General features: G+C 47.6%; 10 protein-coding genes. 4 read left to right on the plus strand and 6 right to left on the minus strand.

From position 1 onward, the window contains the following. The coding region (locus AC4IE7_RS09300; RefSeq protein WP_490776554.1) for a metal ABC transporter permease at positions 1-212 on the plus strand (212 nt) is incomplete at its 5' end. Between the two features lie 217 nt (positions 213-429). Here AC4IE7_RS09300 and AC4IE7_RS09305 read toward each other — a convergent pair. Further along, positions 430-1,596 carry a hypothetical protein gene (locus AC4IE7_RS09305; RefSeq protein WP_490776555.1) on the minus strand — a complete coding sequence of 389 codons (1,167 nt, stop codon included), beginning with the start codon at positions 1,594-1,596 and terminating at the stop codon, positions 430-432. 200 nt (positions 1,597-1,796) lie between these two features. Between AC4IE7_RS09305 and AC4IE7_RS09310 the strand changes: the two genes are divergently transcribed. Then, a complete protein-coding gene (locus AC4IE7_RS09310) occupies positions 1,797-3,104 on the plus strand; it encodes a gluconokinase, GntK/IdnK-type (RefSeq protein WP_490776556.1) in 1,308 nt (435 codons plus the stop codon). A gap of 21 nt (positions 3,105-3,125) precedes the next feature. Here AC4IE7_RS09310 and AC4IE7_RS09315 read toward each other — a convergent pair whose 3' ends face one another. Beyond that, entirely contained in the window at positions 3,126-3,548 is a 423-nt protein-coding gene (locus tag AC4IE7_RS09315) for a hypothetical protein (protein ID WP_490776557.1), read from the minus strand. A gap of 248 nt (positions 3,549-3,796) precedes the next feature. Between AC4IE7_RS09315 and AC4IE7_RS09320 the strand changes: the two genes are divergently transcribed. Continuing rightward, positions 3,797-4,066, plus strand: coding sequence for a hypothetical protein (locus tag AC4IE7_RS09320; RefSeq protein ID WP_490776558.1), 270 nt, complete (start codon positions 3,797-3,799; stop codon positions 4,064-4,066). Here AC4IE7_RS09320 and AC4IE7_RS09325 read toward each other — a convergent pair. From AC4IE7_RS09325 to AC4IE7_RS09340, 4 genes are all read right to left on the minus strand, one after another. Further along, the gene (locus AC4IE7_RS09325) at positions 4,063-6,753 is read right to left on the minus strand and encodes an MGH1-like glycoside hydrolase domain-containing protein (RefSeq protein WP_490776559.1); all 2,691 of its coding nucleotides are present in this window, start codon (positions 6,751-6,753) and stop codon (positions 4,063-4,065) included. The two genes, AC4IE7_RS09320 and AC4IE7_RS09325, sit on opposite strands and share 4 nt — an antisense overlap. Before the next feature lie 30 nt (positions 6,754-6,783). After that, on the minus strand, positions 6,784-8,778 hold the full coding sequence (locus AC4IE7_RS09330) for an amylo-alpha-1,6-glucosidase (protein WP_490776560.1): 1,995 nt from the start codon (positions 8,776-8,778) through the stop codon (positions 6,784-6,786). A gap of 1 nt (position 8,779) precedes the next feature. Continuing rightward, positions 8,780-9,595 (minus strand): SDR family oxidoreductase, encoded by an 816-nt coding sequence (locus AC4IE7_RS09335; protein ID WP_490776561.1) that lies wholly within the window; start codon positions 9,593-9,595, stop codon positions 8,780-8,782. Between the two features lie 227 nt (positions 9,596-9,822). Then, entirely contained in the window at positions 9,823-10,155 is a 333-nt protein-coding gene (locus AC4IE7_RS09340; RefSeq protein WP_490776562.1) for a nitrous oxide-stimulated promoter family protein, read from the minus strand. Between the two features lie 629 nt (positions 10,156-10,784). Here AC4IE7_RS09340 and AC4IE7_RS09345 point away from each other — a divergent pair. Beyond that, complete coding sequence (locus AC4IE7_RS09345; protein WP_490776563.1) at positions 10,785-12,842, plus strand: S8 family serine peptidase; 2,058 nt, start codon at positions 10,785-10,787, stop codon at positions 12,840-12,842. Positions 12,843-13,448 lie beyond the last annotated feature (606 nt).

A 13,448-nucleotide genomic window follows, 5' to 3' on the forward strand; every position in this document is an offset into this window, starting at 1 on the left:
TCACCTCGATGATGATCATACCTGCAGCATCGGCTAGAAGCTTCAGCCGCACGCCGGAACAGATGGCCCTGTTTGCTGGCCTGTTAGGCATAGTATCGGTGATGCTTGGTTTGGCTGGCTCATGGCATTGGGATACACCTGCTGGCCCTTCAGTTGTTGTGGCTGCCGCACTATTGTTTGGATTGACCAGAGCTGCTGTACCCGTGAAATAAGATATTCACCAAACATACACAGCCTTTAGAAATACAAGCGCAATCGGCACAACATTTTACCCTGCTTATTGGGTAGTGTTCTTCCGGCTTTATAGTATTCATAATCTTTTATGGTGGGGCATGGCCCCACCCTACCCTGCACGCAAGGTCTGTTTTACAACATTCTCTTGGTGTAGAAGAAGCCTGAGAGCAAGTAGTGAATTGTTATCTCTGACTATTAGCTTTCAGGCCAATAATCTGTTGCGATACCTGAACCGAGATCAGCATCTATAAGTCGCCTGCGAACCTCCAGCAACCTCTCCAGTAAAGCAGGTTCCGCTTTTTCATAGAGTTCTGCATCAGGTACTCGCTTGACCACCACGCCCAATAATTCTGTGATCGCATTACCTATTGAGTTCTGGCTGATAGTCACAATCAACTTGCCTGCTTCATTTCTGTAGATCAACTGTTTAAACGCGGGCTGCCATCGAATTGAATTGGCATATTTCGCATCAACGATACAGCGGTCCCTGACCTTTTTTGCTGCGCCGAGAAAATCGTTATTGAATAGCAGCACACTCTCTACCTGATGAGGATAATAAACATCCCTGGGCATAGGTGCGTTACGCGTGGAGACCTGACTGAAAAAGGTACGATAGAAATCGATGAATCCTTCTAGTATGGCGTCATACTCATGCCAGAAACGGATATTCTTCAAGGCAGCACCACCACCGCGGATCTCCCAACAGGGAAGACCTTGAGGATAGCCGGTAAGCTTTATACCGGACTCTTCAGAACTGATAGGCTTTAATACTTTCAATTCAAGTGAACTGTCAAAAAACTCACGATAGACATCCCGCATATAGGACTGGAACAGACTATGCTGCCCACCATCAGAAAGATTGGGATTTTTCGGGTCAGCTAAATCAGCCTGCCTGAGCTGAGTCATGGGAAAAACGATAAAGTGGTTGTGCAACATGCGAATGCTAGGCACACCAGGCGAAGTCAATGGCCATGTGGCATCCAGACTGGCCTCCCCAGCCAACATCAGATGCTGTGCAGGATCTGGAAAGGTTTCCAGCATATATTCGATAATAATCTGGTTCATCCGGTTCCAGACATGGCGTACTTCCTGAGGTACCTGTGTACGCCGCACGGGTCGCCCAAGGGGATTAAGTATCACCTTGGAGGTGTTATAGATAATGGATGTATCGAATTCGGTACTATGCCCCAAGGCCTTGCGGTAGAGCAGAAGGTTCTCCGGATTCATCAACAGACCATTGTTGTGTACCAGATCATTGAGGTTTTCAGTACTGTTGAAAAACTCATTGGGTTTCATACCTTCTGGTACTTCAAGGGGAATAGGTCTGAAGGGGGTAGTAATCTCGCGCGGGCCGTACTCCATTATTGAACCTCCTAATTGATGAAGCGCCTAGCTAATCCAGCAGCATATGCTGTTATGCTCCACACCCTAAACAGTGTCAGTCACGAAATCAAAATGATCGCTCCTATAGGGGCATTATTTATGCGGATGTGGAGACTCATACACTCAGCTATGATGACAGCTATGCAGGTCTGTTCAGGTCAGATGAGAGGGGAATTAGAGTGATTATCATTGTTATGGGTGTTTCCGGCTCAGGAAAATCCACCATCGGCAGAATCCTCGCCCAACAGACCGGTTGGCGCTTCATCGAGGGAGATGACTATCATCCCGCAGAGAATAAGGCCAAAATGGCCGCAGCATTGCCACTTAACGATGATGACCGCCAACCCTGGCTGGAACGCCTGGCAAAGGTAATCGACAGACATCTAAGTATTGATCGCTCAGCTGTACTCTCCTGCTCAGCACTGAAAAAGAGCTATCGTGAGCAGCTGATGCGCTCTCCTGAAGTTCGATTTGTCTATCTTGAAGAGTCTTATGAGCTGATCCTGGCAAGGCTTAATCAGCGTACCAAACACTTCATGAGATCGGAATTGCTGCAAAGCCAGTTTGATGACCTGGAACCGCCCGAAGAGGCGCTGACCTTATCGATTGAGCAATCGCCAGAGCAGATTGTCAAACTTATTATGTCAGAGATGAAACTCACCACCACACCCAGTCAGACACAACTACTTCTTGATGGTTTAATGTTTCCAGAGGCACCTCGTTGGCGCGATGGCTGGTTATGGTTTACCGATCAACATGCCCAACAGGTAGTGAGGGTTAATCTTCAGGGAGAGTCAGAGACCATTGCCACCCTGGATGACCTGCCAGGTGGGCTGGGTTGGTTACCGGATGGACGCATGCTGGTTGTATCCATGACTAAACGTCAGGTTCTTGTGCTTGTAAATGGCAAACTGGAACCCTACGCTGATCTCAGTAGCCTCGCCTCTTTCCATTGTAACGACATGTTGGTGGACAATCTGGGACGCGCCTATGTTGGCAATTTCGGTTTTGATCTTCATGGCGGAGCCGCCCAGGCAACAGCTGAACTGGTTATGGTTGAGCCTGATGGCAAACCGAGGGTCGTTGCAGAAGATTTACTCTTTCCCAATGGCTGTGCCTTGAGCCCTAATGGCAGCACCTTATTGGTCGCGGAAACCTTTGCATCACGCATCTCAGCCTTTGATGTAGAAGCAGATGGCAGTTTAACTAATCGACGCATCTGGGCAGAGCTGAATGGTGCCTATCCCGATGGAATAGCGCTTGATGCACAGAACAATCTATGGATCGCAGCACCCAATCTCTCGCGTCTGCTGTTAGTCAAGCAGGGAGGAGAGAGGTTGCGGGAAATTGAGCCTGTTGGCGATCCCTATGCTTGTATGGTGGTTGGAGAAAAAAGCAGCAGGCTTTTTATAACAAGTTCAGAGTCAGATGACCCCATTGAGGCCAGATCACTGCGCAGTGGACGTATTGAAACAGTCGATTTGTGAAAGCAGGGATACTATTAACCATCACTGAGCAACCATATCCAGTTTTTGATAAGTCTCTGAAGCCACCGCAGCGCAGAGATGGTTCATTCCTTGCACCACATTTGCAGAGTAATCACTCGTATAGTATTCATTTCCTTTATAGTTAATCCTGAGACCAAGACGATCTTTTCCAGCCATAACCCCGAACATGACCCTTACCCCTGGATTACGTTGTCGGAATTCGATAATTTCCACCTCAGCAATCTCTGTTGAAGAGACAGATTGCCCACTACTCTGGGCCTCTTTTCTATAGGCCTGTTGAATAAGCGGAATTATTTTTTCATTGTGGGTGCAAGAACCACAATTCCAGGTGATATTCAGCTTGGGCACATTCGCTCCATGTGCTGCATAGAGAGGCAGAAGCAGACCCAAAAACAGACCAAGTCGAGCACTCAGTAACTTCATGTTTATTCCTTGCCACCTCAGTAGCACACGAGTTAAATTAAATTATATAAAACCGCAATATTATGGCATTAACTCAGATTCTGCATACCAAGAGTATAGGGGGTTACCCTAGCTAGGGTTATCCTGTATCAGGGATAAACAGGCAGCTGGTAATATACGCATACTAGGGAAATCACTAACTTCCACAGACAACCAAATTAGGCTATGTTGTTTTTAAGTCAGTCAGTTGAAATTCCATGGAGGGAATTATGCGCGAATTAAACCCAAGATTTCTCCCTGATAGTGAAATACTTAAACTTGCCGAACAGGGCTTAGAGTTTAGTTGCCCTGTCTGTCAATCTAAATTAAAACCATACCCATTGACCTGGCGACGTGGAGAAAAACTTGGTGGATTAACCTGCCTCAATGACGGCAGTCACTTTTTGGTCTACGGTGACGAAGCAAAGAAGCTAGACTCATTCCATGCCTGGATTGAAGAAATATCTTGCCATCAGATCAGACTATCTTCTTATTATTAACCCAAGGATTCATCCTCACCAAGAAAAACAGGAATATCCTTTCGATAACGTCGCATTACCAGGTTCGCCAGTAATCCTGTCCAGCCTGTCTGATGAGCAGCACCCAGACCCTGTCCTGTCTCGGCGTGGAAATATTCATAAAACAGATTAAGATCTCTCCAGGCCTCTTCCGATTGGAAGGGGCTATCTCGACGCAAGGCAGGCACCCTGCCCTCTCCATCTCGGTTATAGAGCTTAACCAGCCGATCTGATATCAGTGTAGCGATATCCCTCAAGGTAAGGGGTTCGTCTGAAAGTGCTGGTACTTCATATTTAAAGCCATCGCCGAGAAAACGATGAAACTTCTCTATAGCCTGTATTAATGCGTAGTTAGTGGGTATCCAGATGGGGCCACGCCAATTGGAATTCCCCCCAAACAGGCCGCTTTCTGATTCTCCAGGTGAGTAGTGAATACCGATTTGGCCTATTCCTGGTAGCTCTCCCAGGTCTCGATAATTTTCATGCAACTTGCTAAGACTGCGTATGCCATAGGGAGATAGAAACTCATCTTCATTTAACAGCCTGTTCAGGATACGCGGCAACATGGAGTGATCGACAAGCGCCAGCAGATGCTCACCCTGATCATTCTCCCAATCTGGGCAGGCACAGACATAACTGCCTTGAAAGAGCCCTTTCTTATGCACCTGAAGCATTTTCCTGAATCTGGGTACGTTCTCCAATAGACGTTTATCCACAACTTCTGTAGCAAACATGGGAATCAAGCCGACCCATGAATAGACATCAACCCGGTGATGCTCTCCCTCTGGTGTTATCAGCAGATCCTTAAAAAAACCAGTCTCCATATCCCACAGTGAGGGACCACCCTCATCACCGCCGCTGATCGCCTTGGCTATGGATAGAAACTGCTCATAACACTGGATGGCAATATTTTCATAGTCACTGTCATCTATGGCGAGTTCCAATGCCATCACAGTCATGTTTAAAGCGAACATTGCCATCCAGCCTGTGGCATCGGCTTGTTTCAGGGTATAACCCGGAGGTAAGGGTTTTGAGCGATCATAAACAGAGATGTTGTCTAAGCCCAGAAACCCACCTTCAAATAGATTCTGGCCATGCTTATCCTTGCGGTTGATCCACCATGCGTAGTTGAGTAACAACTTATGAAAGACCCGCTGAAGATAGCTGACATCTCCTTTTCCTCTCTGAATACGCTCAGCACGATAGACTTTTAACGCGCCCCAAGCATGTACTGGCGGATTGACATCACTAAAAGACCACTCATAGGCAGGAATCTGTCCATTGGGATGGAGATATTTTTCACCCAGCAATAGTTCAATCTGCTGTTTGGCAAAGTCCACATCCACCAATGCCAACGCCACGCAGTGAAAAGCAAGGTCCCAGGCAGCAAACCAGGGATACTCCCAGGCATCGGGCATGGAAAAAATATCTGCGGCTTTAAAATGGCGCCATTGCTGATTACGACCACGCTTGCGTGATGCGGGTGGTGTGATTTGGTCACCATTCATCCAACGAAAAACATCAAAGTGAAAGAACTGCTTGCTCCAGATCATGCCGGCCAGGGCCTGACGCATAATACGATGATCCTCCAGGCCACCCTCAGGCAAAAGTTCGTCATAAAACAGATCCGCCTCGCTACGGCGCATGGCAATCACCCGCTCAGTTTTATCAAAAGGTCTATCCAATAGATCTTCACTGAGTATCAGGTCGATGTTTCTTGATGCCCCACCTGCCACTTCTAATCGATACCAAGCAGCAAATTTTGTACCCCTTTTCTGGGGATTAACTGCTGAGGCCTCTTCATCAATAATTCGTCGATGAAAGGCATCCTTAACAAAGGGTGACTCTGGAGCGACACCCCAGTGGCGTTCGGTATTTGTTTCATTTTCTGTAAACAGCAACTCTGCTTGTTGCTCACCATATAAGTGATAACTACCCAATTCATTATGTTTTGCAGCGACACACCATGCTGCACCTTCAGTTGCTGTTTCACTTTTCAGTTCAGGCTTTTCCCCTTCATCACCCCAGGACCAGCTATTTCTAAACCAGAGCTGAGGTATCAGATGCAGCTCAGCTGTGTCATTGGAACGGTTATGGATCGTAATTCGAATATGGATCTGTTTGGGTCCTGCCTTGGCATAGATGACTGATATGTCCCAATATCGATTTTGCTCGAAAGCACCGCTATCCAAAAGATTGAAAGGAGGGTCGAGTCGACTCCGTTGACTATTCTCCTCCACCAGGCGTGCATAGGGGTAGGCCGATTGAGGATATTTGTAGAGATAACGTAACCAGCTATGGCTGGGGGTGGCATCGGAGTAGAAGTAGTACTCCTTTACATCTTCCCCCCGATTCCCTTGATTCCCTGTCAGACCAAAGGCTCGCTCTTTCAGAATGGTGTCCTGGCCGTTCCAAAGAGCCAATGCGAAACAGAGTCTCTGCCCGATATCACTGATGCCCCCTAATCCATCCTCATTCCATCGATAAGCGCGTGAACGAGCCTGGTCATGATCAAAATACTCCCAAGCTGTGCCGCCAGGACTGTAGTCTTCCCTGACGGTTCCCCATGCTCTTTCGGAAAGATAGGGGCCCCACAGATTCCACTCTGCTTCCCCACTGCGTTGTTGTGCTAAGCGCTGCTGCTCTTTATTGAGTTGCTGGTCGTTCATTAACTACACCACCGAATGACGTTAATCAGATTACTGCTCATTCAAAATCTGTTTTTGCAGACGTTGCCAAGCTGACAGAGTAGAGGCCACTGACCAGGCTTGAGCCGGTGCTCCTCTGGGCAGATGAGGAGGATCTCCATCAAATATCTCACTAATATGTCCAAGGCCCGCGTCACCCAGATGATCCCTGAAAGGCATCAACCGTTGCTGGGCTGAAACAGCATCACCAGTGACAAGGAACTCAGCCCAGGCGTAGTGCCCGAGTAGCCAGGCCCAAACTGTACCCTGATGGTATGCACCATCCCGATCCGCAACGCCACCTTGATAGTGATGGGCGTAATCCTTGTGCCGCGGACTTAGAGATCGTAAACCGTACGAGGTCAGCAGCTGCTGAGCGCAAACATCAACCACCTCTTTGCGCGCATCCGCATCCAATGGGGAGTGGTGCAGACTTACTGCCAGAATCTGGTTGGGCCGAACTGTCGGGTCATCTCCTTTTGGTGTATCGAGAACGTCAAACAGACCGACCCCAAACTCTTGGCGGAAGCGTTGAAAGCTATCTTTCACTGCATCGGCAAGTTCGATATATCGTTTGTCAGACTTCTGCAATCTTTTAGCAAATCCAGCCATGATCACCAGCGCGTTGTACCAAAGGGCATTGATCTCTACTGGTTTGCCAATTCGGGGGGTTACTACCCACTCTCCTACTTTGGCATCCATCCAGGTCAGTTGTATACCCGGCTCACCTGCCCGTAGCAGATGATCATCACCATCCATTGAAATACCGTAGCGGGTACCTTTGATATGCCAATCCAGGATGCTTTGTAAAACCGGAAAGATCTGTTTAAGCGCTTCGAGATCTTCGCTGGCCTCAAAATAGTCTTGCCAGGCGCCGAAATACCAGAGTGCCGCATCCACGGTGTTGTACTCTGCAGTTTCACCACTATCGATGAAGCGGTTGGGAAGTTGTCCCCGATCTACCAGTTTTGCATAGCTCATCAGAATTGAACGGGCACTCTCCAGACGACCGCATACCAGTGTCAGACCAGCCAGTGAGATCATGGTGTCACGACCCCAATCGCCAAACCATGGATAGCCGGCAATGATTGACTCTCCCAACTCGCCAGAGGGCAGTGTCCGTTTAATCAGGAAACTGTCAGCAGCCAATCTTAACTGCTGCACCCATTCTGGAGCCCCTGCAAATGGGCCAGTTTCAGGCTTGCACTCTATCTGATCAGCTTGCAGAAAAGCCTGCATGGAACCAGGCAGGTCGAAAGAGGTTTGCGGATTCAAACTCACTGCAAAACCAACCCATTCATCAGGATTCATTGAATAGACCAGTTGACCCAGAGAGAGATTGTTATCAACAGATGCTAACCCTCGCTCCTCTTCCCTAATCAAGTGAAAACCTTCGTGCCAGTCCTGTCTGGGTTCAACATTTGCTGGTGTTGTGTGTAAAAAGAGTCGCCCGCCTTCGGGCCACTCGATTTCGAGTTTGTCAGTGGTCTGTTTGAGAGAGGCTGTTGTGCCACGAACCGGCATATTACCGTGATGGTCTCGGTGATTGGCAAGCAGTTTCACCTTTAATATGGCCTGATCATCCCCACTGCCCCTACAACGATAGGCCACATAGGTGGTGTGCTCACCCGCCACCATCCAGATGCGCATCTCCAGAATCCGTTCTGCACAGGCAAAACGCCACACTGGCATACGTCCTTCCAATTTAAACTGTTCAAGATAACGATAGCCGCTTGGTTCAACGGCATTTCCGTACCAGCGATTAGTGAACAGTGGCCACTCGCGCCCAGCGACACTCAGCGTGACATCGGCCTTGGTCATCAGCAGATGTCTATCCATAGCACCATGCAGTGGCGCAACCAATAATCCATGATAGCGCCTGGTGAGAGTCCCCGCGATGGTGCCACCTGCATAGCCTCCCAAACCATCCGTCAGCCACCACTCTCTTCTTTCTGCCTGGACCAGATCGCCGCAGATACTCCGTCCGAAACGGATCACGCTAGACATATCAGCCTCCCTCTCTGAATCCCGGATAGAGGGTCATACCACCATCGACAAAGAGTGTTGTACCGGTAACATAATCGGATTGATCCGATGCCAGCCATACCGTCGCCTTGGCAATATCATCGGGGTCACCAATGCGCTCATAGGGAATCAGCTCTAAGAGCGAAGACTCTGCCTCAGGTGTCTCCCATGCAGATCGATTAATTGGGGTACGTATGGCACCAGGAGCGATGCCGTTGACACGAATCTTTTGATGAGCCATCTCCTGGGCGACACTCTGCATGAACATCATCAAACCACCTTTGGATGCAGCATAATTAACATGACCAGCCCAGGGAATAACTTCATGCACAGAGGACATGCAGATCACCTTTCCCGCGGCACATGAGAGATCAGTAACCACTCCTCGGCGTAAAAATTCACGCGTCGCGGCACGGGTGCATAAAAACTGGCCGGTCAGATTCACCGCCATCACCTTGTTCCACTGATCCAGAGTCATATCGACAAAAGCAGCATCACGCTGAATACCCGCGTTATTCACCAGAATATCGATACTCCCCCATAATTCAATAACCTGGCTGAACATCTGCTCCACATCGCTTTCATTACTGACATCAGCAAAGATCGGCACAGCCTCGCCACCGAGTTGCTGGATCTCATCAGCGACTCTTTGCGCTTCAGCTTCATTTACCACATAGTTGATTGCAACTTTCGCTCCAGCCTGGGCCAGGCCCTTAGCCACCGCTTCTCCAATACCGGAATTTGCCCCGGTCACTATTGCCCTTTGTCCCGCTAAAACCTCTGATTGTTGACCGTTCATGTTTTTGTGCTCCTTTATTATTAGTCTGGCGGCTCAATAGGCTGGATATGCCCAACTATTCCCCGGCTACCCACAATGAAATCACTCTGTAGATTACCAGACAGTTGAGTATTGGGCTTATTAACCCATCTTACCCTGTTTTTCTCACATTCTAGCCCGGTAATTGTTACGGAAACATGATATTGAAGCAGTGCAGTTTGAGAGACTTTTAGTGATTTAGACTCATTTTACTTGCGATCTGACAACTGAGGGACTTTGCGAAACTTATCCAAAAGGTGGAACAAACTCATCAGAGGATGCCGGAACAGCATCCGGGGACCTGCATAGCGCATGACATCCTGTACCTGAGTGCGCATCTGCTTCGAGTAGCAATGCACTGTGCAGTGATTACAGGCGGGCTTTTCAGATTCAAAAGGACAAGATTCCAGACGCCTTTCGGCATAATCCAATAACTTTTCACAATCACTGCACAGCTTGCTGTCTGAATGGTGGTGATGCCTACAATAGATGACCATCATCGCAGCAATGGTCTTCTGTTCACGCTTGATTCTGGAGTTCACTATTTTAAGGTCATAGATTGTAAAATTTGGTTTTGGTCGAAATAAAGCGGCCCGAATTCAGTCCGCCATTGTCACATTAATTTGAACTCAAGTGTAGGATGCAGCCCTGCTGCATCACACCTCGATCAACCCTCGCAGGATTGAACCATGCCGCGCCATCTTATAAATCTCACGCGGAGAGTTACTCTATTGAGCTGGTCTCTCCTCTGTTTCTGTATCGCTCAAAACCAGCCACAATTTTCCTAGCACACCAGTTATAAATTCAGAACATCATGAACACTGCTCAAGGAAAGGATAATTTATTGATTAAATCATTTTAAACATAATTTAAATAACTTAGGGTATCTCAATTGCCTATTCACTGAATAGTAGAGCGTACGTTTAATTAAGCGCTATTCACAACTTTTTTATCCGCACCCAACAGAGTTCAGTATAATGCAACGGCCTTCTCACTTTTTGTTTTAACCAGTTCAAACAAAACAGCATGAAAATTATCAAGGAAGGCAGTTCGTTAACTTTTTTATCTTTTTAGTCATTATTAACTTATTCAACTCTTCTTTACAGTCATTAGGGTTCAATTACATCTAAAGACTGTTCAAAACAATGGAATTCAGAAAAATGGAGTTTGTATGAAAAAAACAGAGTCACTTTCCTTCTCTAATAAAGCTTACTTATTATCACTATGCATGCTTGCTACGACGCCTCTGCTGGCCGGGCAGGTTACTGATCCAGCATATAGTGCATCTGCAACTAATCTTTCCTCAAGTAGCACAACCAACCGATTGATTATCAAATACAGACAATCATCGGAAACGAATAGACTACCAGAGGGCATGGCCAACTTACTTGATACCTTGTCAGGTGCTTCATCCAGTCATGTCAGAGAAACATTCAGTGGCGCTCAAGTCGTTCAACTGGATCAGGAGATATCTGTTGAGGATATGCAGGCAATCACGGATCAGATGGAACAGCAAGAGAGTATCGAATATGCAGAGCCCGATCTGATGATGTATCCCCTGCTTACCCCTAACGATCCCAGATATAGTGAACAGTGGCACTATTATCAAGAGACTAGCGGCATCAAACTACCAACGGCCTGGGATATTGCTCAGGGTGCAAATACCGTTATAGCTGTAGTGGACAGTGGTTACCAACCACATTCTGATCTCAACCCAAACCTGCTGCCGGGGTATGACATGATCAGTGATGAATTCGTCGCTAATGATGGAGATGGACGTGACAATGACCCAACGGATACGGGTGATTATGAACCAAGCTGTAATGACTATATCAGCACATGGCATGGCACCCATGTAGCCGGTACTGTGGCTGCTTTGACCAACAATGCTGAAGGTGTGGCCGGTATCGCCTATCAAGCCAAGGTTGTTCCGGTACGGGTAATCGGCCGATGCGGCGGTTATCTATCTGACATCATGGATGGTCTAGCCTGGGCAGCGGGTTCAGAGGTTCCAAGCCTACCAATTAATGCAAATCCAGCTCAAGTGATCAATATGAGCCTCGGTGGTCCATCGACAGATTGCCCTCAAACTGCACTCACTGCAATAGAGACTGCCCGGCAATTGGGCGCTACCGTAATTGTCGCAGCAGGCAATAGCAGTGAGGACAGCTCTGGGATCTCACCAGCTAACTGCCCCGGAGTAGTATCCGTTGCTGCAACAGATATAAATGGTGAAAGAGCCAGTTTCTCAAACTTCGGTGACTTGGTTGACCTGGCAGCACCCGGCGTCGATATTCTCTCAACATACAATGATGGTGTAGTCGTCCCAGGGAATGAGAGTTACCGGGTTATGAGCGGCACAAGTATGGCGACGCCACACGTCAGTGGTGTTGCAGCCCTTCTCTACAGCTTGAAACCGGATATAACACCAGATGAAGTAGAAAGTATCTTGATAGAGAGTACGCAACCCTTCCCAAGTGATTGTGCAGGCTGTGGTAGTGGCATTTTAGATGCTCAGGCTGCAGTTGAGATGTTGCAACCAACTGACCCCGGCGTGACGCTGTTAAGTGATGGGGTAGCTATTTCAGACCTTGAGGGAGCAGTTGGTGATGAACTGATGTTCGCTATCGATGTGCCAGTTGGCGCCAGCAGTCTGACTGTAAGAATCTATGATGGTAGTGGAGATGCCGATCTTTACCTTCAATACGATAACCAGCCTACCCTGGATATTTTCGATTGTCGTCCCTATAGATATGGGAATGAAGAGCGATGTATCACACGACCTGTCGCACCTGGTAGACACTATATAATGCTACATGCCTATAGTGCTTTCTCAGGCGCCAGTCTGATAGCTGATTACCAACTTGAAGATCCAGAGCCTGGAACCGGTCAGATTTTCGAAAACCTGGATGATTACCCAATCCCCCAAGCAAACCTGTCAGGAGTCTTAAGCCCAATCATGGTTGATAGAACTGGCCCATCTGGTCAGATTCAAATTGAAGTAGGGATAGTTCATGACTGGGTTCGTGAGATTTCTGTAACCTTGATTGATCCCACAGGATCCAAACATAAGCTCAAAGGATTTGGTGGTTCAGGCGTGAATCTTTTTGAGACCTACTATCTTGATCTTGGGGATCTGCCCTCTGATAGTGAGTGGAATCTGCAAGTTAAGGATTTAGGCCCATTTGCAACAGGCAGCATCGATTATTGGAGAATCATTTTTCCTTGAGATAGATCATCACCTGGGTCCTGATCCAGGTGATGATCTATCAACTATTCATGAACACTGTTTTACGATAAAAGGCATTCAGATGTGGCAGAGAATATGCGTCCTTAGATGATTTCATCAAGGAGACTCAGCAATTAAAAGGACGAACTGGCCTGTTAGAAAATATCGGCTGTCCTGAAGAAGGTGACGAGCCCATAGTAGAGCTTTATCGAAACTGTATCTGTGGCTCGACATTAATGGAGTTTTTTTCAAACCGTCGTGACACTTCTGAGAAAGGCCAGAGACGCAGAGCTGTCTTTGAAAAAACCTTAGCATCAATGGTTGAAAATGGGATTCCGAGAGACGAGGCCAGAATTGAACTCATCGCGGTACTCCGCTACGGAAAAAGCCACATACTGGAAAAATTGGGGATTCAGATCAAGTTATCCTAATCGGAGATAGTAATATCAGATTTAAGGGCATCTCTTGTTATTCCGCTTTAAGACGAATCAGAAGCGCAGGAAAAACCGATCAGAAGGCCTGGCTGTTTGAGCAATGAATTTTTGACCTGTCGGTATTTCCGAACATCACAGCACTTATCTACCTACCGTATTCATTCCCACGCTG

It is taken from the genome of Candidatus Thiodiazotropha sp. AKAK3, from assembly GCF_058244645.1.

Bases quoted from the DNA above. Each gene is read 5' to 3' on its own strand.
- AC4IE7_RS09305 (WP_490776555.1), bottom strand. From the start codon at position 1,596: ATGGAGTACGGCCCGCGCGAGATTACTACCCCCTTCAGACCTATTCCC.
- AC4IE7_RS09315 (WP_490776557.1), bottom strand. From the start codon at position 3,548: ATGAAGTTACTGAGTGCTCGACTTGGTCTGTTTTTGGGTCTGCTTCTG.
- AC4IE7_RS09320 (WP_490776558.1), top strand. From the start codon at position 3,797: ATGCGCGAATTAAACCCAAGATTTCTCCCTGATAGTGAAATACTTAAA.
- AC4IE7_RS09325 (WP_490776559.1), bottom strand. From the start codon at position 6,753: ATGAACGACCAGCAACTCAATAAAGAGCAGCAGCGCTTAGCACAACAA.
- AC4IE7_RS09330 (WP_490776560.1), bottom strand. From the start codon at position 8,778: ATGTCTAGCGTGATCCGTTTCGGACGGAGTATCTGCGGCGATCTGGTC.
- AC4IE7_RS09335 (WP_490776561.1), bottom strand. From the start codon at position 9,595: ATGAACGGTCAACAATCAGAGGTTTTAGCGGGACAAAGGGCAATAGTG.
- AC4IE7_RS09345 (WP_490776563.1), top strand. From the start codon at position 10,785: ATGAAAAAAACAGAGTCACTTTCCTTCTCTAATAAAGCTTACTTATTA.